This window comes from Accumulibacter sp., from assembly GCF_023806635.1.
Classification (GTDB): domain Bacteria; phylum Pseudomonadota; class Gammaproteobacteria; order Burkholderiales; family Rhodocyclaceae; genus Accumulibacter.
On record NZ_JAMTDQ010000013.1, the window covers coordinates 1 to 26714 of the forward strand.

Consider the following 26714-nt stretch of genomic DNA (forward strand, 5'->3'; position numbering starts at 1 on the left):
ACATTCTTCTTGTCTCACCCCGGAATAGCTCGGGACGGAGAGGCTTGAATAGGGTGGGACGTAACACAAGGAGCGAGGCCGAAGCCGCTTCCATGTGGACCTCCTGGTGCCCTCCGCTGGCGAGGATTTTCAGGTGGTACCCGTGCCCGAGCTGCAAGCTCACGCCACAGCCTTGCCTTACCTGAGTTATCTGCTGGCCGATTCGCAAATGGGCCTGCTCATGGCGCGGGAAGGGTGCTGCATGGTCCGGGTCCCTTTGCCAGAGCGCTTTGCCCTGCACAAGCTGATGGTTTCGCAACTGCGGGCACAGCGTGGGGGCAAATCGGAAAAGGATCTCTTCCAGGCCGCGGTGCTTCTCGCCGTGCTCGGGGAGAAACACCCCGGTGCCATCGAGGAGGCATGGCAACGGGTTCCCTCGTCCATCCTGGGTCGTCTGCAGGCTGCCGTTGGCCAGATACGGCACCTGTTGGCGAACGATCACGCCCGTGCCTGGGAAGAACTCAACCCGGAACAGTCGCCGTTCGATGCGCGAATGTAATCACCGTGACTGCTTTTTGTCATTGGACGCAATGGGATGCAGGTGCTCCAATGTCGCCGCAGCTGCTCTGCGCCACTGCCGGTGGAAAGCGGCCGGGCGGCAGCCTGCGCATGCTTCCACGAAGATTACCCGAAGAGAGGTGGAGAGATGAAACGAGCACTCCGGATTGGCCTGCTCCGCGCCATCGCAGTCCTGACGGTCGCGCTGGCCGCGGCGACCGGCGCCTCGGCGCAGGGCAAGCCCAACATCCTGGTCATCTGGGGCGACGACATCGGTCAATTCAACATCAGCGCCTACAACCGCGGCATGACGAGGAGGTCACCGCCAGGGCACTGGACTTCATGCAGCGCGCGAAACAGGCCAACAAGCCCTTCTTCATCTGGTGGAACTCGACCCGCATGCACATCTTCACGCACCTGCAGGCGTCGTCGGAGGGCAAGACCGGCCAGGGCATCTACGCCGACGGTATGGTCGAGCACGACGGCCACGTCGGACAGTTGCTGGCCAGGCTGAAGGAGCTGGGGCTGGATGAAAACACGATCATCATGTATTCGACCGACAACGGCGCCGAAACCTTTACCTGGCCCGATGGCGGCACGACGATGTTCCGCGGCGAGAAGAACACCAACTGGGAGGGCGGCTACCGCGTGCCGACGGTGATCGAGTGGCCGGGCGTGATCAAGCCGGGCACCGTGATCAACGACATCGCCGCACACGAGGACATGCTGCTGACCCTGGTCAACGCGGCCGGCGGCAGGGACGTGGCGCAGAACCTGAAGAGGGGCATGACCATCGGCGGCCGCAGCTACAAGGTCCACCGCGACGGCTACGATCTCGGACCGGCATTGCGCGGCGAGACCAAGGAGTGGCCGCGCAAGGAATTCATCCACTGGACCGACGACGGCAGCGTGGCGGCGTTGCGCTGCAACGACTTCAAGGTCACCTTCCTGTAGCAAGAGGCGCACGGCCTGCGTGCGTGGATCGACCCGTTCAAAGTGCTGCGCGCGCCGCTGCTGACCAATCTGCGCATGGACCCCTTCGAGCGCGCTGAATACGAAAACGCCATGCGATACCAGCGCTTCTTCGTCGAGCACATGTGGGCTTTCGCACCCGCTGGTGCCTACTTCGCCAACTGGCTGCAGAGTTTCCGCGAGTTCCCGCCGCGCCAGAAACCCGGCAGCGTCAACCTCGAACGGGTGATGGAGGCCGTTTCCAGGCCGGCCAAGAACTGAACTCGCGCGGCAGCCGGCGACGGCCGATGGCGGGCGCCTGACGGCTGCTGCCTGACGCCACCCCGCCCTGCCGCAATCTGGCGCGCCACGTGCGGCGGCGCTGTGGTCCGTTTTGCATCTGACCATCGGGAGTGGCACCGACGTGAACGGAGCGGGGCTACGGAATTCCACCCAAACAGGTGGTCGGCTCGACGGCGTGGACCACCTTCGAGCTGCGCGCGAGTGGACCGGTGCTGCTCACGACCATCGATCACCTCTTGCGGCGGCGACGGCGGCGCTCGCCCCGGCAAGGGCGCGGTCGCCGCGGCGATCGCCACCTTCACGCTCGCCCACCTGGCCTTCCTGCTGGCCAACGGCCTCTACAACGCCCACCTGCCGAAGCTCTAGAACGATGGCAACGTCGCGCGCATCTCGGGGCTCGGCTGGGGCCTGAGCTATCTGGGCAGCAGCGTGCGCTGCTGCTCAGCCTCGCCATCTGGGCCGTCGTCCTGCTGCTGATGGCTTTCGCCGCCGGATCGTGGGCACCGCTGGCGATCGTCGGCTGCCTCGGGCTGGTGCTGGGATCGACGCAGAGCCTGTGCCGGAGCTTGTTCGCCCGTTTCTTCCGCAGCGACCGCGCCGGCGAATACTACGGCTTCCACGCGCTGGCTGGACGCGCTTCGTCCGAGCTCGGGCCGCTGCTCTTCGGGCTGGTTGCGCTGGCCGGCAGCCAGCGGGCGGCGATGGGCGACGCTGGCGCTCTTCCTCGCCGCCGGCGGCTGGCTGCTGCTGACGGTCCGCCTGGGTCCGGGTTTCCCGGCGGCAGACCGCGAGCGAAGCCCTCCGCAATCGGCTTCCTGACGCTGGCGCCCTCGCCGATCGGCACTGCGCGGTCAATCCGCGCCAGCTTGCGGGGCCAGCGGGGACCCGCGCAGATTGACGCCGTTTGCCGCGGGCTCATATACTCCATTTGGCGCCTTTGAATTTCCTGCCCTTTCGCCAGTTCGGCGCGCGTCAGCCCGATGCTGACGCACAAGGCCGGATGTCCATGAACCGCAACCCGAGGCCATGGCCATGGCGGCATCCAGCTCCCCTCCCCCGCACCACCTGCAGCGAACCGTGCAGATCGCCCAGACGGAGAGCCAACGGTTGCGGCGTCTCGTGGACGGCAAGGCCCGTTTCGACTCCGCAGACTTCGCGGGTGCCCAAGCGATCGCCGAGGAGGCCACGCTCGCCGCTCCCGGCGACCAGGACGCCTGGCATCTGCTCGGCGTGGCGCTGGCCCGCCAGGGCGCGTTCGAACGATCCGCCTGCTGCTTGCAGCGGGCCATCGCCCTCGCTCCCGGCATCGCCGACTTCCATCTGCATCTGGGCAACGTCGAACTGGAGCGGCAGCGCCTCGCCGCGGCAATCCGTTGCTACCAGCGGGCAGCCGCCCTCGACCCACAGAGCGAGCTGCCACGCCGCGCCCTGGCGCTCGCCTGCGAGCGGCAACTCGACGCCGGCATTGAGCATCAGCGAGCTGGCCGACGCAAAGAGGCCCGGGCCTGCTACGAGAGCGTCCTCGTCGGCCAGCCGGCGCGAGCCGACGCACTGCATCTGCTGGGCTTGCTCGACTATGAGACGCGCGACCTCGCTGCGGCCCTGCAGCGGGTCGACGCCGCGCTGCGCGTGGCGCCGAATGCCGCGGCATTCCATGAGTCGCGTGGCATCATCCTACTCGCCGACGACCGCATCGGCGACGCCCAGGAGAGCTTCGCCTCGGCGCTCCGGCTGCAGCCGAACTCGGCGTCGCACCTGTTCAATGCCGCGCTGGCGCACTGGCGCCGGCGCGACGACGCCGCGGTCGAAGCCAGCCTCCGGGCGGCGATCGCCAGCGAGCCGAATCACATCGAAGCGCGTACGCTGCTTGCCGAACTGTACTGCAACATGCGCCGCCTCGACGACGCCGATCGCGAGATCGGCTCCGTTCTGGCGCTGGCCCCCGACCGGGCGGCTGCCCATGCCCTGCGCGGTCGCGTGTTGCGCGCACGTGGGCGCCACTGCGACGCACTGCTCGCCCTGGAACGTGCGCTCTGCCTCGATGTTTCCCTGGGCGCCGCGCACAACCTGCTGGGCCAGGTGCTCAAGGACCAGGGTCGTGCGGCCGAGGCAATAGACGCCTACCGCCACGCGGTCGAGCGCGATCCACGCAACCCCGTCATCGGCAGCAATCTGCTCTTTGCCCTCAACTACGCGACCGACATCGCACCCGACACCGTCCTGGCGGAACATCGCGCATGGCCGACGCGCCATGGGCCTGCCACGCCGCCACCAGCCCTGCCGCCATCGCCGCCGCTGGATCCCGGCCGACGCCTGAAGATCGGGTTCGTCTCGGCCGACCTGTGTGCGCACTCCGTCGCGTTCTTCCTCGAGCCACTGCTGGCAGGCCGCGACCGCGTCGCCCTCGAGGTGAGTTGTTACGCGAACAACACCACCAGCGATGCCGTCAGCACGCGGCTGGCGGCGCTCGCCGATTCCTGGCGCCGGATCGCCGGGCGGACCGACGACGAAGTGGCAGCACGGATCCGTGCCGACGGGATCGACATTCTCGTCGACCTCTCCGGCCACACGCGCGGCAACCGGATGCCGCTGTTCGCCCGTCGGGCGGCACCGATCCAGGTCACCTGGATCGGCTATCCCAACACCACCGGGCTCGCCACGATGGACTACCGCCTGACCGATTGCTGGGCTGATCCGCCGGGACTGACCGAATCGCTGCACAGCGAAACGCTGGTTCGGCTACCCGGCGGGTTTCTGTGCTACGCGCCCCAGCGGGAGGCGCCGCCGGTCGCGCCGTTGCCCGCGCTGGCCAGCGGGCGCATCACCTTCGCTTCCTTCAACAACCTGGCCAAGGTCAATGCGGAGCTGATCGGGCGCTGGGCCGCCATCCTGAACGCCGTTCCAGGCAGCCGGATGATGCTCAAGGCGAAGCCGCTCGCGGACCCGGGAACGCGCGCGCTCATGGCGGCGGAGTTCAGCCGACACGCGGTGCCGCCGGAGCGGCTCGAACTCGTTGGCTGGGTCGACGGCACGCACCACCATCTCGAACACTATGCGCGCGTCGACATCGCGCTCGACACCTTCCCCTATCACGGCACCACAACGACCTGCGAAGCGCTCTGGATGGGGGTGCCGGTCATCACCTGGGTGGGCCGGGTTCATGCTGCCCGTGTCGGCGTCAGCCTGCTCAATTCGATCGGTCACCCCGAACTCGTGGCGACCTCGGGTGACGACTACGTCGCTACCGCCGTCGCCCTCGCGCGCGATGTCGAACGCCTGCGACGCTTGCGCGCCGAGTTGCGTCCGACGGTTGCCACTTCTGCGCTCACGGACACGGCGCGAATCGCATCTGAGGTTGAAGCCGCGTTCAGACGGATGTGGCACAGGCGCCTGCGCCCGGCGTGACGGGCAGCAACAGCCGGCCGCAACCCACCCCGCTCGCCGGGCAACGGCATCGCCCGCGAACGTCACGCCGACGGTCAGCCCGGCTTCAGCAACCTTTGTCCCGCACGACCACCACGGCATCGACCCTGCCCGCCGTCGGCAGGCCGCGGTAACCGTCGGCGGTGCCGCGAATCTCTCGCCAGAGTTCGGACACCGGCACCCGATTGCGCGCCGTCTGGTCGACCCACTCGGTCGGCGTTGCGCTGCCGGGGTGGAAACGGATTCCCCAGATCGGCTCGAAGGAATCGCGCGAGAGCGAGTAACGCGCATCACCGATCACGCTCTGGTCGCTGTCGGCAAGCGCCGTCCAGCCTGCAGAGAAGGTGCTGAAGCGGGCGAAGTCCCGCTGCACGCGCACATCGGCCGCTGCCGCCGGCGGCAGATCCGACGCGAACAGCAGCTCGAGGGTGCTGCCCGGCTTCCACAGGCTGTTCGCGCTGCCGAGAACGCGCAGGCGGTCGCTGTGCAGCGTCGTTCCCGACTGATAGACCGATCGCCAGACGACCGGATTGCCGACGCTCGGAAACATCTCGGCGCGCTCCACCGGGTGGCCGCGCGCTGCGGCGATCAGCGCCTGCAGATCGAGGGCGCGCTCGCGTTGCCACGCCGCGACGCCGACATAGCCGAGCGCAAAGAGCAAGGACAGCACCGCCGGCAGCCGCGACTGCCGGCGGACGGCGACGAGCAGCCCGGCGAGCAGTGCCAGCGTCAACAGGGGTCCGATCGTCGTCAGCCAGTGCCAGGCAACGCGCAGCGGCGAAAAGGGCCAGAGCAGGTGCGTCCCATAGTTCGTGCAGGCGTCGAGCAGCCCGTGCGTCGCGCAGCCGATGGTCGCGGCGGCAAGCAGCGGTCGCCAGTCGGCGCGATGACGCCGCTGCACGAGCCAGGGCGAGGCGGCAAGCACGCCTCCGAGCGGGACGAAGGCAAAGGAGTGCGTGAAATGGCGGTGATACTCGATCGCCAGCAACGGGTCGGCGCTGCTGCGGATCAGGATGTCGGCGTCGGGCAGGATGCCGCCAAGCGCCCCGGGCAGCCAAGCCCGTCGTCCGAGGCGGTGGCCGAGAGCCGCCTGAGCGGCAGTGGCGCCAAGCAGCGCATGCGTCAATGGGTCCATTGCAGCTCCAGGGGCGGAGGAATCGGCTGCCTCGCGGGCGCGGTCACGACCTTCCACCAACCCGCCGCGGTTGCGGCTGCGCCTGCGAAGCCGGCAGCGCGCGCATTATCGCCGAAGGCGGCAGCGCCGAACAGCGATGTCGTTCGTTCGCCGCGCCGCGTGCCGAGGCCAGGCAGCGCAGCCGATCCGATGGACCTCCGAGCGCGGACGCAAGACGTCGCTGGTGCTGCTGAAGCCGCTCGCGAATGCTGGCCCGCGGCGACATTGGTGCTAGCATTGGCCGCTGCCCGCCTGGCGTCCTGCGGGCATGCCCGCGGTGCCCGGCATCGCGGCCCACCCAACCCGCCGAGGAGACACCCATGACCCTGAGAATCGAAAACCACAAACTGGTCGGCGACCAGGTCAGCCATCGCGACACCCCGAACCGGGGTGGCGTCATGACCCCCAGCTACCTGGTACTGCACTACACGGCTGGCCGATCGCTCGAAAGCTCGGTCGAATCGCTGTGCACCCGAAAGCCGCAGGGCAACGCCTCGGCACACCTCGTCCTCGGGCGTGACGGGCGCATCGTCCAGCTCGCTCCCTTCAACGTCGTCACCTGGCACGCCGGCGTCAGTCAGTGGGCCGGCCTGGTCGGCCTCAACAGCCACTCGATCGGCATCGAGATGGACAACGCCGGGCTGCTGAAGCGGGTCGGCAGCCAGTATCAGGCCTGGTTCGGCAAGGCCTACCCCGAGGATGAGGTCCTGCTGGCAGCGCATCGCAACGGTGGCCCGGTTTCCCCCTGGCACACCTACAGCGAGGTGCAGATCGAGCGCGCGATCGAACTCGCCGACCTGCTGGTCGAGCACTACGGACTGAAGGACGTTCTCGGGCACGAGGACATCGCTCCCGGCCGCAAGAGCGACCCCGGTCCCGCCTTCCCGCTCGCCGCGCTGCAGAGCCGCGTCCTCGGCCGCGAGGACGATTCACCGCCGCGCTACGTCGTCACCGCCAGCAGCCTCAACATCCGCAAGGGCCCGGACGCCAGCTTCGAACCGGTGGCGGCGGCGCTACGCAAGGGCACCGAAGTCTTCCTGCTCGAGGCGCGTGACCGCTGGAGCCTGGTCGAGGTGGTCAGCAACGCCGAGGTCGAGGGCTGGGTGAGCAACTCCTTCATCGCTGCGGTCGCCGCGCCGCGAGCGACGCCAGCCAGCCAGCTGCCGGTGGCGGCCGCAGGCGCAGCGGAGAGCGGCCGCTCGGCGCGCTCCGCCGCCCGCGAGCCGTCGGAGAAGAAGGCCCGGCAGGCGAAGAAGCGCCGCCCGGCGAAGGATACCTGACGCCGCAGCGGTGACCGGCGGCCGTGGACCGCGGCCCCGCCCTGGCGCGTGACGTCGGCGAGTTCAGCTGGCGACCACTGCGTGCCGGCAATGGGCGGTACGAGTTGCAGCGGTTGCAGCGTCTGGTTGGACGGCCGGCGCGGGCCGCGCGGCCGCGGCTGCCGCGATCGCCACCCGGGGAACCGCCGGCTGCGCACACCGGTCCCAGTTGGGGCGCCTGCGCGCCGCCGGCAGCGACAGGCGGTCCACCAATGACAGGGGGAAACGATGATGGAGCAAGTTCTTGTGGCACCGGGCTGGGAGGAGATTCCCCTTCTGCTCTTCCTGCTGGCGTTGCTGCTGGTATTCTTCCTGATCATCCGCCAGAACGGCAGGGACTATCACGAAATCGAGGCTTGGCTGGCCGAGGAAGGCCTCGACCAATAGCCGACTGGTGGGCGCCGCATCAGCCCTTGCCGACGCCCTTTTCGAGCTTGCCAACCATCTTCTGCAACTCGCGTTCGTCGAGCAGCCGCTTCGCTTCCTTTGGCTCGACCCAGCGCCGTTCGCGGTGGCTTTCCTCCCACTCTGTTTCCGGGATGCTCTCGGTCACTTCCATCGGGAAGACGGTGACCGCGCAGACGCCGCCCCACTTCTTGTACTTGTAGTTGCCGATCGGTTCCTCGGCGACCCTGCCGCGCACGCCGCCTTCCTCCAGCGCCTCCTTGGCAGCTGAATCGCGCAACGAGAGTTCTTGCTCCTTGACGCCTTTCGGCACCACCCAGCGGGTGCCCTTGCGCGACGCGATCAACATGATCTCGAGCCGGCCATCGAGCAGCCGGTACGGCAGCACCGCCGACTGGGTGAAGAAGTAATCCGGCACCGGCCCCAGGTTTGGCTCATCGGCGATATCGGTCACCGGCAGTTCGGGTACCTGGCCCGGCCGCGTCAGCGAGATCAGGCGGCCGCAGCCGCGCGTCAGGTCCGACCAGCTCTCGACCATCTCCAGCCGCGCCAGCGCCGAGGTCGGCAGCAGCTTGCCATCGTCCGGAATCGCCAGCTGCTCGCGACTCAGGTAGGCCACCAGGTCCTCGAGCCCCGGATTGTGTCCGACGACCATCACCCGTCGTGCGCTCTTCGGACAGTCGGCAAGCGCCGCCAGCAGATCCTCGACCGGCGCGGCATAGAGCCGCTCGTCCCAGCGCACCGTCTTCAGCGGCAGACCCATCGCCTTGCAGGCGGCCACCGTCGTCGCGCGGGCGCGTTCGGCCATCGAGCTGACGACGAGATCCGGAACCAGCTTGTGATGCTTGAGCCAGGCACCCATCTTCTGGCTGCCCAATCGGCCGCGATCGACCAGCGGCCGGTGAAAGTCCTCGTGGCCGGTACTCCAGTCGGACTTTCCGTGCCGCAATACCAGCAGTGTCTTCTCGGTCATGACGCAACTCCCCTCCCGGAAAATGGTTTGACAGAAGCGACGGCAGGCGGCAGCAATCGTCTGCCAGCGCGACCCGTCACAAGCGACATGATACCGGAAGCCCGTTCGCCAGCGGCAGCCCGGGGGGCCGCTGGCCGCCATCCGCGCGCCGCACGGCAGCTAGCTGCTGCCGGCGCGCAGCGCATCGAGCGGAGCGCTCTGCAGCAGGCGGGCGGCAGCAAACCAGCCGGCCGCAGTCACCAGCAGCGCACCGCAACCAATCGCCAGTGGCAGCAGCCACAGGTCGACCGCCACCTCGAAGCGAAACACCTGCTGCGCCAGGAACTGGCCGACGGCGATCGCCGCGAGAGCGGCGATCAACCCGGCAAAGGCGCCAATGGCGGCAAACTCGGCAAGCAGCGCGCGCCGCAACTGTTCGCGCCGGGCACCCAGTGCGCGCATGACCGCCAGTTCGTAGCGCCGCTCCTCGGCTGCCGAGGCGAGCGCGGCGTAGAGGACGATGCCTCCGGCCGCGAGCGTGAACAGGAAGACGAACTGCACCGCCTTCGCCACCTGTTCCATGATCGACTGCAGTTGGCGCAGGATTGCCGCGACATCGATCACGGTCAGGTTCGGGAAATCGCGTACCAGGCGATTGACGACGTCCGCTCTCTCCATCGGCAAGTGGAAACTCGTGATCCAGCTTGCCGGCTGGCCTTCGAGAACCGCTGGTGGCGTCAGGACGAAGAAATTGACGCGCATGGTGTCCCAGTTGACCTTGCGCAAACCAACGATCTTCATGCCGATCATCTCCCCGGCGACGCCGAAGTCGATGCGATCGCCGACCACCAGCCCGAGGGTCCGCGCCAACCCCTCCTCGACCGATGCCGGCGCGTCCTGCGCCCGACCCGCGAGTTCTCCCGGCAGAAACCAGCGACCGCCGGCGAGGCTGTTGCCGGCGGGCAGGTCCGGCCGCATCGACAGGTTGAATTCGCGCTCGACCAGTCGTTGCGCGCGATCGTCCGTGTAGTTGGCGGCGCGGACCTCGGCGCCGTTGATGCGCAGCAGGCGCCCGCGCACCATCGGCGCCAGCTCGGCCGACACCCCTTGCGCCAACAGCGCCGAGCGCACCGCCTCGACCTGTTCGGGCTGGATGTTGACGACGAAGCGGTTGGGCGCATCCGCCGGCACCGCCTGCCGCCAGGCATCGAGCAGGTCGCCACGCACCGCCGTCAGCAAGAGCAACGCCATGAAGCCGAGCGCCAGGGCGACGATCTGCACGACGCTGGCGTGCGCCCGTCGCTCGAGGCTCGCCAGCCCGTAACGCCAGCCGATCCCTGCCCCGCCGAGCGCACGGCCGCCGCTGCGCAGCGCTGCCGCCAGCCGGATGGCAACGCGCGCCGCGATGGCAAACAGCAGCATCGCCAGGCTGAAGCCGGCGAGCACCCAGGCCCCCAGCTCGACCTCGCCAGCAACCCAGAACATCAGTCCGGCAAGAGCCAGGAACCCCAACAGGTAGCCGACGACGGTACCGCCTTGCGGACTGCCGAGTTCACGGCGCAGGACGCGCAGCGTCGGCACCCGGTTGAGCTGCAGCAAGGGCGGCACGGCGAAGCCGAAGAGCAGCAGCAGACCGACGGCGATACCCTGCAGCGCCGGCAGCGGCCCCGGCGACGGCAGCGGCGTCGCCAGTAGTTGTGCCAGCCACGCGTGCAGGGCGAAATGCGCGACGTAGCCGAGGACACATCCGCCGATGGCCGCGAGCAGGCCGAGGACGGCGAACTGGCCGAGATGCAGGCGCAGCAGCAGCGCTTGCGTCGCGCCGAGGCAGCGCATCACGGCACAGGGATCGAGGTGGCGCTGCACGTAACGGCGAGCGGCCAGCGCCACCGCCACCGCCGCCAGTACCACCGTCAGCAGGGCCGCCAGGCCAAGGAACTTCTGCGCCCGATCGAGCGCGCTGCGGATTTCGGGGCGGCCGTTCTGCGGATCCTCGATTCGCTGCCCGCGCGCCAGCTGTCCCTCGATCTCGCGCTGGAAGCGCTTGACCAGCGGCAGATCGCCGGCCAGCAGCAGGCGGTACGCCACCCGACTGCCGACCTGCAACAGCGCCGTCGCCTGCAGATCGTCGAGATTCATCAGCAGGCGCGGTGCGACGCTGAAGAAGTTGATGCCGCGGTCGGGCTCGAGTGTCAGCACGGCGCCCACCCGCAGCGTGCTCTGTCCGACGGCGATCCGGTCGCCGATCGCTACTCCGAGTGCCGACGCCAGCCGTTCGTCGATCCAGGTCGTGCCGGGCGGCGGGATTCCCGTTGCCGGCGCATCGACTGCATTCAGCGCTGGCGCGACGCGCAGCGAACCGCGCAGTGGATAGCCGGCAGCGACAGCCTTGATTTCCGCCAGTTGCGCCCGCACGGCGTCGCCCTCGCCGTGCGTCACCATGCTCGGGAAGGTCACGGTCGCAACCTCCTGCAGGCCGAGTCCGCGCGCGCGCGCAACGACGCTCGCTGGCCACGGCTGATCGGCGGTCAACAGCAGATCGGCACCGAGCAGCTGATGCGACTCGCGATCGAGCGCCTGCCGGACCCGGTCGGCGAAGAAGCCGACCGCAGTCAGTGCGGCGACGGCCACCGCCAGCGCCGTTGCCAGCAGACGCAACTCGCCACCGCGCGCGTCGCGGCGCAGCATGCGCCAGGAGAAGGAGATCAGTTGCACGGCACTGTTCTTTTCGGGCGACCTTGAAACTGCGGCGAGCGGCCGGTGAGTGCGCGACAGATTCCTTGCGCGGGTACCCCTCTGCGCCTGCCCCAGCCGACGGCGACGGTACTGGCACGCCCGGGATTCCGCGCCACCGCGCTGCACGCCAAGCGAAACTCTGACAGTTCGAGGATACTCGAGTTCAGGGGCGCGATTGCATCACGGGCAATTCTTCTGCCTGCTACAATGATTTCGGGAGTCCGGTAGGTGAGGTCGCGCAGGAGGGGGTTCCTGCTGCGGGTTCCGGCGCCGGGCTGGAGTGGAAGAAGTGTTGCCGAAGCCGCTGCCGGCAGTGAGCCGGTCTCGCGGGAAGCGACACGGAACAGCCGCCGGATGGGTTGGCCTGGCGGACGTCTGCGGGAGGATTGGTCATGGTCAGCAAGTGGCGCCACAGCATATGCAGCATATCGTTTCTCGCGTCCGCCCTGTTGTCGGCGGCACCGGCATCGGCGGGGCTGAGTTACAGCGGGTTGTTCACCGCGCCGGGTTCCGGCGGCGACAATGGCAGTTATTACCTGGTCGGCCAGGCCGCCAGCCAGTCCTTTTCGGTACCGTGGCTGACGGAGGTGAATTCGTTGCGGCTCACGCTCAACCTGATGCCCCCCTCTCCCTGGTACTCGAACAATCTCAACGAGCCGCTCGAGTTCAGCTTCGAGCTCAACGGAACGACAGTCGGCAGTACCCGCTATCTTGCCAAGACCATGCCCGGGCAGTGGGAAGCGCGCGACCTGGACTTCGACTTCGCGCCGCTGTTCGACGCTGGCGGTGACTGGACGCTGCGCATGGTCGTGAGCCAGGCGGGCGATCCCTGCTGCGCCCCCGGCAACATCATGCTGTCTGCGAACAACCCGTTCGAGATCGCGATTCCGGAACCGAACGGGCTCGCGCTGGTCGCGCTCGGCCTCGTCGGCGCCGGTCTGTTCTACCGCCGCCGCTGATCTTGCGGCGGACGCGGGGCGGCCAGGGCGGATGGCGACACCTGTCGCGTGCGCCGACTCATTCGAGTTCACGCAGTCGCCGCGCCGCTTCCTCGACCCGCCGCACCGGCATCACCTCGATGCCGGCAATCGCCTGCCGCGGCCGGTTCGCCTCGGGAACCAGGGCACGCGTGAAGCCGAGTTTGGCGGCCTCACGCAGGCGCTCCTGACCGCGCGGCGCCGGCCGGATTTCGCCCGCCAGACCAACCTCGCCGAAGACCACGAGTTTCTCCGGCAACGCCCTGCCCTTCAACGAGGAAATGATTGCCAGGAGAACGGCGAGATCGGCCGCCGGTTCGCTGATCCGGACGCCACCGACGGCGTTGACGAAAACGTCCTGATCAAAACAGACGATGCCGGCATGGCGATGGAGAACGGCCAGCAGCATCGACAGTCGCTGCGCATCGAGTCCGACGGTCAGCCGCCGCGGGTTCCCGTGCGCCTGGTCGACCAGCGCCTGCACCTCGACGAGAAGTGGCCGCGTACCTTCCTGGGTGACCAGCACGCAGGATCCGGCGACCTCGGCTCCGTGCTGCGAGAGAAAGATCGCCGACGGGTTGCTCACTGCCTTCAGGCCGCGATCGGTCATCGCGAAGACACCGATCTCGTTGACCGCGCCGTAGCGATTCTTCACCGCACGGATCAGGCGGAAGCTCGAATGGGTGTCGCCCTCGAAGTAGAGCACGCTGTCGACGATATGCTCGAGCACACGTGGGCCGGCAATGGCGCCTTCCTTGGTCACATGCCCGACGAGGATCACCGTGATCCCGGTCTGTTTGGCGAGCCGGGTCAGTTGCGCGGCGCATTCGCGCACCTGTGCAACCGAACCTGGTGCGGAACTCAGCTGCTCCGACCACAGCGTCTGGATCGAATCGATCACCGCCACGCGCGGTGGCGCCGACCGCAGGGTGGCCAGGATCCGTTCCAGGTTGATCTCGGCCAGCAGCCGCAGCGTGCCGGTGGCCAGTGACAGCCGCCGCGCGCGCAGGGCAATCTGTTGTCCCGACTCCTCACCACTGACGTAGAGAACGTCCTCCCTCGCCGCCAGAGCGGCGAGTGCCTGCAGCAGCAGGGTGCTCTTGCCGATTCCCGGATCGCCACCGATCAGGATGACGCCACCGCGCACCAGGCCGCCGCCGAGGACGCGGTCGAACTCGCCGATGCCGGTGGGCAGCCGTTCCTCCTCGTGTGCCGCGATGTCGGCGAGCGTCTGCACCACGGCGCAGCCCGCCAGGGCGACGAATCGCCGCTGCCCGGCAAGTGGGGCAGCGCTGGCGATGGTCTCGACGAGCGTGTTCCACCGCCCGCAACCTGGGCACTGCCCCTGCCACTTGGCAACGCTGGCGCCGCATTCGCTGCAGCAAAACTGGCTCTTCTGCTGAGTGCCGCCGGCGCGCGTCATGCCCGGGGATCGCCGATCAGTCCATTGCGCGACCGGTCTGCCGCCTTGGCGACGCGCCCACTCACCAGCCATCGATCCGACAGGTCCCGTCGTTCGCTCACTCGTTCCCTTCCTCGCTGCCCGCTCGCGACGACTCCTGCGCCACCTCGCCGACGCTACGCACCGGCACACGCCGGGCCAGCGCGCAGAACAGCTCGTAACTGATCGTTCCGGCGGCCGTCGCGACCTCGTCTGCCGGCATGCCCTCGCCCCACAGCACCACCGGGCTGCCAACCCCGGCGGCGGGCAGATCGGTCAGGTCGCAGGCCAGCATGTCCATCGACACGCGCCCAAGCGTCCGCGTCCGCTGCCCATCGACGACGATCGGCGTCCCCCCCGGCGCATGCCGGGGATAGCCGTCGGCGTAACCGCAGGCAACGATGCCGACGCGGGTTGGTCGGGCGGCGACGAAGGTACCGCCATAGCCGACGCGCTCGCCGGCGGCGATCTCCTGCAGCGCGAGAATCGTGCTGCGCAGCGTCATCACCGGCCGCAGACCAAGGCTCGCCGCATCCTCGCTGGCGAAGGGACTGCCGCCGTAGAGCATGATTCCCGGCCGCACCCAGTCGCGAGCGGTGGCAGGGTAGCGCAGGATGGCTGCCGAGTTGGCGAGCGAGACGGGCAAGGCGGCGGCCTGCGGCCAGTCGTCGAGCATGCGGGCAAAACGTTCGAGCTGCCAGCGGATGCAGGCCTCCCCACCGTCGGCGTCGGCCTCGGCGAAATGCGTCATCAGGGTCAGCCCGCCGCCGCCAGAGCACGCCAATGCGGCCAGGTGCTCCCGCGCCGCCGGCAGCTGGCCCGCCACCAGCCCGAGCCGGTTCATGCCGCTGTTCAGCTTGAGATGGATCGGCGGGCAGCGCGGCAATCGTGCCTGCCGCAGCATCTGCAACTGATCGAGGCAGTGAATGACGACGCTCAGCTCGTGCTCGCTGCAGGCCGCCAAGTCGGCGACGGTGAAGAAGCCCTCGAGCAGGAGGATCGGCTGGCGGATCCCCGCCTGACGCAGGCGCACCGCCTCGTCGATGTCGAGCAGGGCAAAGCCGTCCGCAACATCGCCGAGCGCCGCCGCGGCACGCAGCAATCCATGGCCGTAGGCGTTCGCCTTGACCACCGCCCAGGCCCGCGCAGCGGTGCCACCCCGGGCGGCCCGGCGGCGGGCGAGCAGATAGTTGTGCCGCAGCGCCGCCAGGTCGACGACTGCCTCGATCGGGCGCGGCATCAGGCCGTCAGCTCGTGCAGCTTCGCCTTGGCAAAGTCGACGAAGGTCAGCACGACCCGGGAACGGAAGCGCTCCTTTGGGTAGACCAGCGACAGGGTCCGCCGCAACGGTGGCCGCAACGGAACGGCGATGAGACTGCCGAGTTGCCGTTCCTTCTCGAAGCTGGCGCGCGAGAGAATCGAGCAACCAAGGCCGGTGGCGACGACGCCTTTCAGCGCTTCCGGGCTGGTCAGCTCCATCAGCGTCTTCAGCTTGCCGGGATCGATGCCGCATGCGCGAAGGTAATCGTCGGTGACCTCGCGCGTTCCCGAACCCGGTTCGCGGGCGATGAAGTCGTACGCCAGCAGAGTGCGCGCATCGACCGCGGTTCGACTGGCCAGTGGGTGCGCCGGTGTGCAGACCACTTGCAGTTCATCGTCGCCACAGACCTCGCATTGCAGGGCGGGATGCGAGGTCTTCGATTCGATCAGCCCGATGTCGAGCGTATGCGCGGCGACCGCATTGTTGATCGCGTCCGAGTTGGCCACCGTCAGGCGGGCGCGGACCTGCGGATAGCGGACGTTGAACTCGCCGAGGATTGGCGGCAGCATGAACTCGGCGATCGTCGTGCTGGCACCGACCAGCAGGCTGCCGCTCATCTGCCCGGTCATTTCGGCGATGCGGATGTCGAGTTCGTTCGACAGGCCGAGAATCCGTTCGGCGTAGTCGAGGACCACCTCGCCCGCTGCTGTCAGCGAGACGCGGGCTCCTCCCCGTTCGAAGAGGCGGGTATTGAAGCGTTCCTCCAGTTGCTTGATCTGGAAGGTGACGGCCGGCTGCGTCATGTGCAGGGCCTCGCCAGCCTTGGTAAAGGAAAGATGCTTCGCCACCGCGTGGAACACCTGCAATCGACGATCAGCCACCCTTATCCCCCCTTTCCGCTGCAGTTCGAATTCAACCACAAAACCGCCCTGCCAGCCAGCGCGACGGACCTCCGCCCGGCAGGCGACGCAGGAAGTTGCAGCATCGCCGCGCGCAAACCGACAAAGTGCCGCCGTTCGTGGTATAAGGCCCACACACGCGGAACAGCTGCATTAATAATATCTGATGCCTCTCGGTTTTTACATCATCATGGCAGCGCAGTTCTTCTCGGCTCTCGCCGACAACGCGCTGCTGATCGTTGCCATTGCCGCGCTGCGCGAGATGCAGGCGCCGGCTGCCTACGAACCGCTGCTGAAGACCTTTTTCACGGTTTCATACGTCGCCCTGGCCGCGTTCGTCGGCGCATTTGCCGACTCGATGGCCAAGTGGCGGGTGATGTTCATCAGCAACGGCATCAAGATCCTGGGCTGCGCAATGATGTACTGGGATGTGCATCCCCTCATTGCCTACGCGGTCGTCGGCCTTGGCGCCGCCGCCTACTCGCCCGCCAAGTACGGCATCCTGACCGAGTATCTGCCGCACCGCCTGCTGGTGGTTGCCAACGGTTGGATCGAGGGACTGACGGTCGGCGCGATCATTCTCGGCGTCGTCGTCGGCGGCATGCTGATCCAGCCGGAAGTCGCGCACAGCTTGCTCGGCTGGGACCTGCCGTTGATCGATACCGGCGTCGATACCGTCAGCGAAATGGCGCTCTGTTTCGTCGCCGGCTTCTACCTGCTCGCTGCCCTGTTCAATCTGCGTGTACCCGATACCGGTGTCGATCACCGGACGCTGCACAAGAACCCCTGGTACCTGCTGCGCGAGTTCAACCACTGCCTGATCCTCCTCTGGCGCGACCGCCTGGGGCAGGTGTCACTGGCAGTGACGACCCTGTTCTGGGGTGCCGGCGCCACGCTCCAGTTCATCGTCATCAGCTGGGCCGAGACGGCGCTGCAACTCGACCTGTCGAAGTCGAGCATGTTGCAGGGCGTCGTGGCCATCGGCGTGGCGCTCGGCGCAATCGGTGCAGCGCGGATGATCACGCTGCGCAAGTCGGTGCGCGTCATCCCGCTCGGCATCGCCATGGGCGGCATCGTTCTGATCATGAACTTCGTCCAGCATACCTGGCTGGCCGTGCCCCTCCTGGTCCTGATCGGTGCGCTCTCCGGCTTTTTCGTCGTGCCGATGAATGCACTGCTGCAGCACCGCGGCCACATCCTGATGGGCGCGGGACACTCGATCGCCGTGCAGAATTTCAACGAGAACCTGTCGATCCTGGCAATGACCGGCCTGTACTTCCTGATGATCCGCGCGCAGTGGTCGATCTATCTCGTGATCACCCTTTTCGGCCTCTTCGTCAGCGCGGCGATGTGGCTCGTCAAGCGGCGACACGAGGCGAACCAGCGCCTGCGCGACGATGTCATCCATCTCGACGACGGCAAGCACTGAACGGTAGCCCGACAAGCGACCGGCTGCGGCTGCGCACCGTTCCGGGATGGCATCGGCAGGCGGACCCCGGAGCTTGCAGTGGAGCATGTTTGCCCTATACTGCGCATGTTTCGTGCACACAAGGCCGATTTCATGTCAAAAATCACCATAGATCGTTACGACTTCGCATTGCTTGATGCATTGCAGCGAAAAGGGAACGCGACCAACGCGACGCTCGGCGAACAGATCAAGCTCTCACCCTCGCAGATCAGCCGTCGCATCCAGCGCCTCGAGGACGACGGGGTCATCGCCGGTTACGTCGCCCTCCTGGCACCTGGCGCGCTCGGCCTGTCGATCACCGCCTTCGCGCAGGTGATGCTCGAGCCGACTGGCGAATCGGCCTGCGAAGCATTCGAGGATGCGGTTGCAGCGATTCCCGAAGTTCTCGAATGCCATTCCGTCAGCGGTGACGCCGACTACATGCTGCGCATCGTCGTTCCCGATCTGGCCGCCTTCGCCGAACTGACGATGAAGCGCCTGCTGGGCCTGCCGGGAGTCGGTCGCCTGCGGACAAGCATCGCGCTGCAGACCGTCAAGCAGACGCATGCCTTGCCGCTCGACCACCTGACGCACCCGAGCAAGCCGCGGCAGCGGGTACGCTACGCCGAAGGCTAGGGCGTCGGCGCGGCATCCGGACCCGCTGCGCGATCGCGCCCGGTAGCCGTCCCCTTGGCGGCGCGCATCAGCGCGCGGGCGCGGCACAGATCCTCCCAGGCGCGCGCCTTGTCGTGCAGTGTTCGCAACAGATAGGCGGGATGGTAGCTGACGATCACCGGAATGTCCTCGCCGCCAGCCGGCGAACGGTAGGCGAATGATCGCCCGCGCATGTTGGCCAGCGAGCCGACCTCGCCGAGCACGGCGTGCGCCGCCGCGCGGCCCAGCAGCACGATCAGGCGCGGCTGCAGGAGGGCAATCTGTCGTCTCAGGTAGGGCGCGCAGGCCGCGATCTCGGAAGACTCGGGCGTGCGGTTGCCGGGCGGACGGCATTTGACTGCATTGGCGATGTACACGTCATCGCCGCGCTGCAGATCGATCGCCGCCAGCATCGCATCGAGCAGCTTGCCAGCCGGTCCGACGAAGGGCTCACCGCGCGCATCTTCCTCCGCCCCAGGGCCTTCGCCGATGAACAGCCAGTCGGCCTTGAGGTCGCCGACACCCAGCACGGCCTGCCGGCGCCCCTGGCAGAGATTGCAGGCGCGACAGATGGCCGCGCTCTGGCGCAACTCCTCCCACCCCATGCCGGCAATCTCCACGTTCCGCTCGCCCCCGGCTGCCGGCACTGGTACTCCTGCCGCTGCCGCAGCCGGCTCACCGGGCGACCCGGGTTCTGCCTCCGACCCCGCCGCCGTACCGCCCACCAGCGGCTGCGCCACGCCCGCTGCCTGCGGTCGCAGTCGCCAGAGCGGCGACAGCCCCATCTCGCGCAGCAGTTGCAGGCGCGTCAGGAGTGGGCGACGCAGTTCGCCACCCATCACGCGCGAATCCGGTCCAGCTCGCGCCGCAACACCAACGCATCTTCACGTCCTTCGGCCACCGGGTAGTAGCCGCGTCGCAGGCCGATCTGCCGAAAGCCGAACTGCCGGTACAACGCCAGCGCATTTTCGTTCGACGGCCGCACCTCGAGCAGCAGGCTGCTTGCACCCGCCTGCCGCGCGGTAGTCATCGCGCACTGCAGCAACCGCGTGCCGAAGCCCATCCGCTGTCGCGTCCCGAGCACGCCGATGTTGAGCAGGTGCGCCTCGTCCACGGCGATCATCAGCACGAAGTAGCCGACCAGTTCACCAGCGACACGGCAGCCCCAGGCGCTGTAGCCGCTGTCGATCGAATCGACGAAGTTGCCGCGCGTCCAGGGATAGGGAAAGACGCCCTCCTCGATCGCGACCATCTGGTCGACATCGTGATGACCGAGAGGCAACATCTCGACGCGCGGCACGAGCACGGCGCTCAAGCCCGTCCCCCGCTTGCCAGGCGTTCAGCTACCGTCAGCGCGACCTTGTTGCGCACATAGCGAGGCGCCACCGCTGCCGCATCCACCCCCTCGCCGCGCGCCAGTCGCGGTGCCGCCAGGCGGGCGACCGCGCCGGCATCCGGAAGCAATTCGGGCAACCAGTCGCACACCCGGGCCGACAGCCGCTGTCGCAACGCTGGATGGGCGGCGAGGCCGTTGCCGCAGGCGAGCCAGCCCCCAGTATCGGGAAGGGGCAGTTCGCCGGGGTGGCAGACAGCTGTCGCCAGGGCCTCGTCGCCGGAGACGAACCGGGCGTGGTAGATCTCGCCCATGCGCGCGTCGAGGAGAACGATCACGCGCTCGCCACCGCTCGCCAGCGCCATCGCCTCGAGCGTTCCGACTGCGATCACCGGCAAGGCATGCGCGACAGCCAGTCCCTGCGCCACACCACAGGCCATGCGCAGGCCGGTGAAAGAACCCGGACCCGCGGCGAAGGCTATCCCGTGCAGATCGTCGCAAGCGAGCCCGGCTTCCTGCAAGACGCTGCCGAGCAACGGCAGCAGAGTCTGCGAATGCGCTGGGCCAGCCGGGCAACTGCGTCGCAGCAAAGTGCCGTTGGACCAGAGGGCGATGGAGCCCGACTCGGTGGACGTCTCGATGGCCAGCAGATTCATTCCGCGCATTCTACCCGTCCTTGCTGCCGACGTCGCCTGCGGCGCATGGGCGCTTCATTGGCGTTGCAGATCCGCCGCGGCGACCGCTGCTGCGTCGCAACAGAAGCGGCGCCGATTCTGGCCGGCAGCGGGCTTTCCCGATACAATGTCAGGGCCTTCTAACGGAGCGCCGGCGGCGCGCCAAGCCCACCAATCAATAATGGAAAGTACCGCGATGAAAGTACTGCTATTGACGCGAGAGTACCCTCCGTACGTTTACGGCGGAGCCGGTGTTCACGTCGAGTATCTGTCTGGCGAACTGGCCAGACTGATGCATGTCGAGGTCCGCTCGTTTGGTGACCAGGACACTGTGGTCGACGGTGTGCGGGTCAAGGGCTTTCCTTTCGGCAAGGGCAGCTTTGCCCACGTCGACAAGAAGCTCAGCGGTGCGCTCGACACTTTCGAGGCGAATCTCGAGACCCTCAGCGAACAGGTCGATGCCGACATTGTGCACGTGCACACGTGGTACGCACACCTCGGCGGCATTCTCGCCAAAACCCTCTATGGCATCCCGTTGGTGCACACGGTGCATTCGCTTGAGCCGCTGCGGCCCTGGAAACGGGAACAGCTCGGCTGCGGTTACGACATGTCGTCCTGGATCGAGAAGACCTCGCTGGAGATGGCGGACGCCGTGATCGCCGTCTCCGAGGGAACCAGGCAGGACATCATCGAGCATTTCGACATCGATCCGGCAAAGATCTCGGTGATCTACAACGGCATCAACGTCGACCAGTACCACCCGACCGAAGAGACGACAGCGCTCGAGAAGTATGGTGTCGATCCCGGCAAGCCGATCGTCCTGTTCGTCGGCCGCATCACCCGCCAGAAGGGGATCGTCCATCTGGTCAATGCGATCCACTACATCAACCGCGATGCGCAGATCGTCCTCTGTGCCGGTGCTGCCGACACCAAGGAGGTGCTGCACGAGATGGAGATGGCGGTCAGGCGTGTTCGCCAGGAGGGCTTCACCAACGTCGTCTGGATCCAGGAAATGGTCAGCAAGGAAGAAGCGATCCAGCTCTACTCGCACGCCACCGTCTTCTGCTGCCCGTCGATCTACGAGCCGTTCGGGATCATCAACCTCGAGGCGATGGCCTGCCGCACTGCCGTCGTCGCGAGCGCCGTCGGCGGCATCAAGGAGGTCGTCGTAGACGGGGTCACCGGCTTCCTCGTGCCACTCGAGCAGCTGCACGTCGCGCCATTCGAGCCGGTCAATCCGGACCTTTTCTCACGCGACCTCGCGGGCGCGATCAACAAGATCCTCGACGACCCGGAACTGGCCGAGTCGATGGCTGCGGCGGGCCAGAGGCGAGCGCGCGAGGTCTTCAGCTGGACGAGCATCGCGCAGCAGACGAAACGGCTCTACGATTCGCTGCTTGGATGATCTTCGCTGTGGGCGGCCACATTGCCGGGACGGACCGTGATCCGGTCGTCCGGTTGCGCCGCTCCGCATCCGGCGCCCGGGTGCCGGCATGGATGGACGGGTCCGCAGAGCCTGTCCGGTTTCGAGTCTTTTCCTGCCGGCAGCGCCGGTCCAGGATTCAGGAGCAGCATGATGGTTCCCGAGAACTACCCCCGCGTCATCATCGAGGCGGTCGAGCCGCAAGTCCAGGGCGGCCGCTTTCCCATCAAGCGCGTCATCGGCGAGAGTGTCGCCGTCAGCGCGGACATCTACAAGGAGGGCCACGACAAGCTGGCGGCGGTGCTCAAGGTGCGCCGCGTCGGCGAGAAGAGGTGGCATGAAAGCCCGATGGTCCAGGGCGACAACGACCGCTGGTATGGCGACTTCAGCGTCGGCGCGATCGGCTGCTGGGAGTACACCATCGAGGCCTATGCCGAACGCTATCTCTCCTGGGTCGACGAGATCGGCAAGAAGAACGTCCCCGGCGCCAACCTGAACAGCGAACTCCTCGAAGGACTGCAGATCATCAGAACCGCCGCCGCGCTCGCACCGGCTGCCACGCGAACCCGAATCAACGGCCTGCTGACGGCGATGGAAAGCGCACTCGCCGTCGACGAACAGCAGGGGGCGATCGACCTCGGCGTCGGTGCCGTCATGCGCAGCCTGATGGCCAGCTGTCCCGACCGCAGCGAGGGCTACGAGCTGAGCCCGTCGCTGAAGATCATGGTGAATCGCCCCGTCACCCGTTTCGCCGCCTGGTACGAATTCTTCCCCCGCTCGCAGGGCAGCATGCCCTACCGCCATGGCACGCTGCAGGACAGCATTCGACGCCTGCGCGAGATCAAGGCGATGGGCTTCGATGTCGTGTACCTGCCGCCGATCCATCCGATCGGCCACAGTTTCCGCAAGGGCAAGAACAACAGTCTGGTGGCGGTTCCGGGCGACGTCGGCAGCCCGTGGGCGATCGGCAACGAACACGGCGGACACATGGCGCTCGAGCCGCAGCTCGGCACCTGGGCTGATTGGGACCAGTTCGTCGCCACCTGCCGCGAACTCGGAATCGAGATCGCCCTCGACTACGTCATGAACTGCTCACCCGATCATCCGTACGTCGCCGAGCACCCGGATTGGTTTTTCCATCGGCCCGACGGCTCGATCAAGTATGCCGAGAACCCGCCGAAGAAGTACCAGGACGTCTACCCGCTGAACTTCGGCACCACGGACCGCGCCGGACTGTGGCAGGAAATGCTGAAGATCTTCCTCTTCTGGGTCGACAAGGGCGTCACCACCTTCCGCGTCGACAACCCGCACACCAAACCGGTGCCGTTCTGGGAGTGGGTGATCGCCGAGGTGCACCGCAAGCATCCGGAAGTCATCTTCCTCGCTGAAGCCTTCACCAAGCCGAAGATGATGCGCCTGCTTGCGAAGGTGGGCTTCGCCCAGTCCTACACCTACTTCACCTGGCGCAACCACAAGCATGACCTGACCGACTACGTCAGCGAGCTGACCTGCGGCGAGATGAAGGAGTACTTCACCGGCAACTTCTTCGCCAACACACCCGACATCCTGCCGCCGATCCTGCAGTTCGGCGGCCGCCCGGCGTTCATCATGCGCGTCGTGCTGGCGGCAACGCTGTCGAGCGTCTATGGCATCTACAGTGGCTACGAGCTGTGCGAAAACGAGGCCATTCCGGGCAAGGAGGAGTACCTCGACTCCGAGAAATACGAGATCCGCGTGCGTGACTGGAAGGCGACGGGCAACATCATCGACATCATCACCCGGCTCAACCAGATCCGCCGCGACTCGCCGGCGCTGCAGACCTACAACAACGTCCTCTTCCTGGGTGCCGACAATCCGCAGATCCTCGCCTACGCCAAGATGACCGACGATCGCTCGGACATCATCGTCTGCGTTGTCAACCTCGACCCCTTCCACAAGCACGGATCGCTACTGCACATTCCGCTCGCCACCTTCGGCATCGAGGCCGGCGAGCAGTACCAGGCGCATGACCTGCTCTCCGACGAGCGCTATCGCTGGAGCGGACCCACCGCCTATGTCGAGCTGGCGCCGGATACCAAGATGGCGCACGTAATCAAGATCCGCCGCTGGTAAACCGACCGCTGCCGGCAGCCATCCGGCTGCCGGCAGCGTTGCCCCGTCGCACGGTGGGCGGCAGCCGGTCGGCTGCCGCTCGCCGCGCCCACCCGCACCGGAGCGGCGTCAGTCGGCCTGTGCGATCGCGCGCCGGAACACCAGATCCTCCCCCGTCAGGTCGCGCAGTTCGATGCGTACCGGCTGCACCTTCCAGATCTGCTCGCAGTACTCCTGGATCGCTCGATCGGAGGAGAAGAAACCCGAGCGGGCAACGTTGAGGATCGACATCCGCGTCCACCGCTCGGAGTCGAGGTAGCTCGCCGACACCCGCTCCTGACAGTCGATGTACGACTGGAAGTCGGCCAGCAGCATGTACTCGTCGTGGTTCAGCAGGCTATCGACCAGCGGCCTGAAGATGTCGCGGTCGCCACGCGTGAAGAAGCCACCGGCGATCAGGTCGATCACTTCCCGCAGGTGCGGATTCGCCTCATACCACGCGCGCGGCCGATAGCCGGTCCGGCGCAGGTCCTTGACCTGGGGAACGTCCATGCCGAAGAGGAAGAAGTTCTCCTCGCCGACCTGTTCGCGGATCTCGACGTTGGCTCCGTCGAGCGTGCCGATGGTCAGCGCGCCGTTCATCTGGAACTTCATGTTGCCGGTGCCGGAAGCCTCCTTGCCGGCGAGCGAGATCTGCTCCGACAGGTCAGCGGCGGGAAAGATGGCATGCGCGTTCTTGACGTTGTAGTTGGGGTAGAAGACGACCTGCAGCTTGCCGCGCATCGCCGGATCGCGCCCGATCAGATCGGCGACCGCGGTGATCAGGCGGATCATCAGCTTGGCCATGGCGTATCCTGGCGCCGCCTTGCCGCCGAAGATGACGGTGCGCGGTGCCACCGCGAGGTTCGGATCGTCCTTCAGCCGCTTGTACAGCGAGACGACGTGCAGCAGGTTGAGATGTTGCCGCTTGTACTCGTGAAAGCGCTTCACCTGCACGTCGAACATCGTCTCCGGATCGATGTCGACGACCGTGCTGCGCCCGATCTCGCGCAACAACCGCAGCTTGTTCGACGCCTTGATCCGCCGCCACTCGGCGCGGAACGCGGCGTCCCCGGCGTGCCCCTCAAGCTCGCGCAGGCGCGCCATGTCGGTGACCCAGCCCTTGCCGATCGCCTCGTCGATCAACCCGGACATCGCCGGGTTGGCGAGCAGGACGAAACGGCGCGGCGTGACGCCATTGGTCTTGTTGCTGAACTTCTCGGGCCACATTTCGTGGAAATCGCGCAGCACGTCGGACTTGAGCAACTCCGAATGCAGCGCGGCGACGCCATTCACGGCGAAGCTGCCGACCACCGCCAGGTGCGCCATGCGCACGTAGCGAGCCCCGTCCTCGTCGATCAGCGACATCCGGCGCAGGCGGTCGTGGTCGAACGGGAAATGGATGCGCACCTCGTCGAGGAAGCGCTCGTTGATCTCGCAGATGATCTCGTAGTGCCGCGGCAGGACGCGCCTGAAGAGATCGAGCCGCCACTTCTCGAGCGCCTCGGGCAGCAACGTGTGGTTGGTGTAGGCAAAGGTCCGGCGGGTGATCGACCACGCCTGCTCCCACTCCATGCCGTACTCGTCCACCAGCAGCCGCATCAGTTCGGCGACGGCGATCGACGGGTGCGTGTCGTTGAGCTGAACGACGAACTTCTCGTCGAAGTGGTCGAGGTTCTGTTCGCGCTGCAGTTGCAGACGGATCATGTCCTGCAGCGAACAGGAGACGAAGAAGTACTGCTGCTCGAGGCGAAGCTGCTGGCCGGCCTCGGTTTCGTCATTCGGATAGAGCACCTTGGTGATCGTCTCCGACGAGATCTGCGCATCGACCGCCTGATAGTAGTTGCCGGCATTGAAGGCGGCGAAATCGAACGACTCCGGCGCTTCGGCGCTCCACAGACGGAGACGGTTGGGCGTGTTCACGCCATAGCCGAGAACCGGCATGTCCCAGGCCGTGCCGCGAACGAGCTTGCCGGGTATCCACTGCACCCGCAGTCGACGGTTGCCGATCGCCTCGTACTGGTGCTCGGTATGTCCGCCGAGCTTGATGTCGAACGCGATGTTCGGGCGGTGGATCAGCCACGGGCTGCCGGCACGCAGCCACTTGTCGGTCAGCTCGACCTGCCAGCCATCGCGGATCGCCTGCGTGAAGATGCCGAATTCATAGAGGATGCCATAGCCGATGGCCGGAATCTCGAGCGTCGCCAGCGAGTCGAGGTAGCACGCCGCCAGGCGGCCGAGGCCGCCATTGCCCAAACCAGGTTCCTGCTCCTGATCCAGGAGGAGTTCCAGGTCAAGCCCGAGGTCCTTCATCGCCTGCCGTGCGGTGTCGTAGATTCCCAGATTGATCAGGTTGTTGCCAAGCTGCGGGCCGATCAGGAATTCCGCGGACATGTAGCAGACGGTGCGGCTGCCACGATCGCGATAGGTACGCGCCGTCTGCACCCAGCGCTGCAACAGGCGGTCGCGCACCGCCTGGGCGAGCGCGACGAAGCAGTCGTGGCGCGTCGCGACCTGTGGAAAGCGCGCCTGCACATACACCAGCTTGTCCAGCAGAGCGCGTTTCAGCGCGTCTACGCCGAGCCCGGTGCGCCGGTCCTCGCGTCCGGTCAGAAACCCGGGATTCAGCTCGTCAGAACACCCGCCTCCGGCCTTGGTCTTGTCGTTCATGTGAA

At 67.0% G+C, this 26714-nt stretch carries 22 protein-coding genes and 1 pseudogene; 13 read left to right on the plus strand and 10 right to left on the minus strand.

From position 1 onward, the window contains the following. Nucleotides 1-85: 85 nt before the first annotated feature. The 6 genes and pseudogenes from NFW30_RS02560 to NFW30_RS02580 form a co-directional block, all read left to right on the plus strand. Nucleotides 86-538, plus strand: a pseudogene (locus NFW30_RS02560) (GSU2403 family nucleotidyltransferase fold protein); the annotation flags it as partial. 110 nt (nt 539-648) lie between these two features. After that, nucleotides 649-1491: a sulfatase-like hydrolase/transferase gene (locus NFW30_RS02565; RefSeq protein ID WP_295349833.1), complete on the plus strand. Its 843-nt coding sequence runs from the start codon at nt 649-651 to the stop codon at nt 1489-1491. A gap of 111 nt (nt 1492-1602) precedes the next feature. Then, on the plus strand, nt 1603-1770 hold the full coding sequence (locus NFW30_RS02570) for a hypothetical protein (protein WP_295349835.1): 168 nt from the start codon (nt 1603-1605) through the stop codon (nt 1768-1770). Between the two features lie 222 nt (nt 1771-1992). Then, a complete protein-coding gene (locus NFW30_RS02575; protein WP_295349837.1) occupies nt 1993-2157 on the plus strand; it encodes a hypothetical protein in 165 nt (54 codons plus the stop codon). A gap of 110 nt (nt 2158-2267) precedes the next feature. Then, a complete protein-coding gene (locus NFW30_RS20020; RefSeq protein WP_363322054.1) occupies nt 2268-2732 on the plus strand; it encodes an MFS transporter in 465 nt (154 codons plus the stop codon). Between the two features lie 166 nt (nt 2733-2898). Beyond that, nucleotides 2899-5196 (plus strand): glycosyltransferase family 41 protein, encoded by a 2298-nt coding sequence (locus NFW30_RS02580; RefSeq protein WP_295349839.1) that lies wholly within the window; start codon nt 2899-2901, stop codon nt 5194-5196. Nucleotides 5197-5281: 85 nt separating this feature from the next. Here the strand turns inward: NFW30_RS02580 and NFW30_RS02585 are convergent, their stop codons facing one another. After that, complete coding sequence (locus NFW30_RS02585; RefSeq protein WP_295349841.1) at nt 5282-6349, minus strand: metal-dependent hydrolase; 1068 nt, start codon at nt 6347-6349, stop codon at nt 5282-5284. Between the two features lie 359 nt (nt 6350-6708). On the opposite strand from NFW30_RS02585, the gene NFW30_RS02590 reads away from it, so the two are divergent. Both NFW30_RS02590 and NFW30_RS02595 read left to right on the plus strand, forming a co-directional pair. After that, the gene (locus tag NFW30_RS02590) at nt 6709-7668 is read left to right on the plus strand and encodes an N-acetylmuramoyl-L-alanine amidase (RefSeq protein ID WP_295349843.1); all 960 of its coding nucleotides are present in this window, start codon (nt 6709-6711) and stop codon (nt 7666-7668) included. A 270-nt stretch (nt 7669-7938) separates the two neighbouring features. After that, nucleotides 7939-8094, plus strand: coding sequence for a hypothetical protein (locus NFW30_RS02595; RefSeq protein ID WP_295349845.1), 156 nt, complete (start codon nt 7939-7941; stop codon nt 8092-8094). A 19-nt stretch (nt 8095-8113) separates the two neighbouring features. Here NFW30_RS02595 and NFW30_RS02600 read toward each other — a convergent pair whose 3' ends face one another. Both NFW30_RS02600 and NFW30_RS02605 read right to left on the minus strand, forming a co-directional pair. After that, nucleotides 8114-9085, minus strand: a complete 972-nt coding sequence (locus tag NFW30_RS02600; protein ID WP_295349847.1) for a histidine phosphatase family protein — start codon at nt 9083-9085, stop codon at nt 8114-8116. Between the two features lie 159 nt (nt 9086-9244). Further along, nucleotides 9245-11779 (minus strand): FtsX-like permease family protein, encoded by a 2535-nt coding sequence (locus tag NFW30_RS02605; RefSeq protein ID WP_295349849.1) that lies wholly within the window; start codon nt 11777-11779, stop codon nt 9245-9247. Nucleotides 11780-12192: 413 nt separating this feature from the next. On the opposite strand from NFW30_RS02605, the gene NFW30_RS02610 reads away from it, so the two are divergent. Continuing rightward, nucleotides 12193-12759, plus strand: a complete 567-nt coding sequence (locus NFW30_RS02610) for a PEP-CTERM sorting domain-containing protein (RefSeq protein WP_295349851.1) — start codon at nt 12193-12195, stop codon at nt 12757-12759. 58 nt (nt 12760-12817) lie between these two features. Here the strand turns inward: NFW30_RS02610 and radA are convergent, their stop codons facing one another. From radA to NFW30_RS02625, 3 genes are all read right to left on the minus strand, one after another. Beyond that, nucleotides 12818-14200, minus strand: coding sequence for a DNA repair protein RadA (gene radA, locus NFW30_RS02615; protein ID WP_295349853.1), 1383 nt, complete (start codon nt 14198-14200; stop codon nt 12818-12820). A 97-nt stretch (nt 14201-14297) separates the two neighbouring features. Continuing rightward, on the minus strand, nt 14298-15458 hold the full coding sequence (gene alr / locus NFW30_RS02620; RefSeq protein WP_295349855.1) for an alanine racemase: 1161 nt from the start codon (nt 15456-15458) through the stop codon (nt 14298-14300). Beyond that, nucleotides 15458-16360, minus strand: a complete 903-nt coding sequence (locus NFW30_RS02625; protein ID WP_295349857.1) for a LysR family transcriptional regulator — start codon at nt 16358-16360, stop codon at nt 15458-15460. Before NFW30_RS02625 ends, alr begins: the two co-directional genes overlap by 1 nt. A 184-nt stretch (nt 16361-16544) precedes the next feature. Between NFW30_RS02625 and lplT the strand changes: the two genes are divergently transcribed. Beyond that, a complete protein-coding gene (lplT, locus tag NFW30_RS02630; RefSeq protein ID WP_295349859.1) occupies nt 16545-17807 on the plus strand; it encodes a lysophospholipid transporter LplT in 1263 nt (420 codons plus the stop codon). Between the two features lie 132 nt (nt 17808-17939). Continuing rightward, nucleotides 17940-18461: an Lrp/AsnC family transcriptional regulator gene (locus tag NFW30_RS02635; protein WP_295349861.1), complete on the plus strand. Its 522-nt coding sequence runs from the start codon at nt 17940-17942 to the stop codon at nt 18459-18461. On the opposite strand, the gene NFW30_RS02640 is transcribed toward NFW30_RS02635, so the two are convergent. From NFW30_RS02640 to tsaB, 3 genes are read right to left on the minus strand one after another with little or no spacing between them, the layout of a single operon-like run. Continuing rightward, the gene (locus NFW30_RS02640) at nt 18458-19318 is read right to left on the minus strand and encodes a uracil-DNA glycosylase (protein ID WP_295349863.1); all 861 of its coding nucleotides are present in this window, start codon (nt 19316-19318) and stop codon (nt 18458-18460) included. The genes NFW30_RS02635 and NFW30_RS02640 overlap by 4 nt on opposite strands. Beyond that, nucleotides 19318-19785, minus strand: a complete 468-nt coding sequence (gene rimI, locus NFW30_RS02645) for a ribosomal protein S18-alanine N-acetyltransferase (RefSeq protein WP_363322056.1) — start codon at nt 19783-19785, stop codon at nt 19318-19320. The genes NFW30_RS02640 and rimI overlap by 1 nt, the downstream gene beginning before the upstream one ends. Nucleotides 19786-19790: 5 nt before the next feature. Continuing rightward, nucleotides 19791-20477: a tRNA (adenosine(37)-N6)-threonylcarbamoyltransferase complex dimerization subunit type 1 TsaB gene (tsaB, locus tag NFW30_RS02650; protein ID WP_363322055.1), complete on the minus strand. Its 687-nt coding sequence runs from the start codon at nt 20475-20477 to the stop codon at nt 19791-19793. Nucleotides 20478-20682: 205 nt separating this feature from the next. On the opposite strand from tsaB, the gene glgA reads away from it, so the two are divergent. Both glgA and NFW30_RS02660 read left to right on the plus strand, forming a co-directional pair. Further along, nucleotides 20683-21891, plus strand: coding sequence for a glycogen synthase (gene glgA, locus NFW30_RS02655; protein WP_295349867.1), 1209 nt, complete (start codon nt 20683-20685; stop codon nt 21889-21891). A gap of 168 nt (nt 21892-22059) precedes the next feature. Continuing rightward, on the plus strand, nt 22060-24021 hold the full coding sequence (locus NFW30_RS02660; protein WP_295349869.1) for an alpha-1,4-glucan--maltose-1-phosphate maltosyltransferase: 1962 nt from the start codon (nt 22060-22062) through the stop codon (nt 24019-24021). 108 nt (nt 24022-24129) lie between these two features. On the opposite strand, the gene NFW30_RS02665 is transcribed toward NFW30_RS02660, so the two are convergent. Beyond that, nucleotides 24130-26709: a glycogen/starch/alpha-glucan phosphorylase gene (locus tag NFW30_RS02665; protein ID WP_295349871.1), complete on the minus strand. Its 2580-nt coding sequence runs from the start codon at nt 26707-26709 to the stop codon at nt 24130-24132. Nucleotides 26710-26714 lie beyond the last annotated feature (5 nt).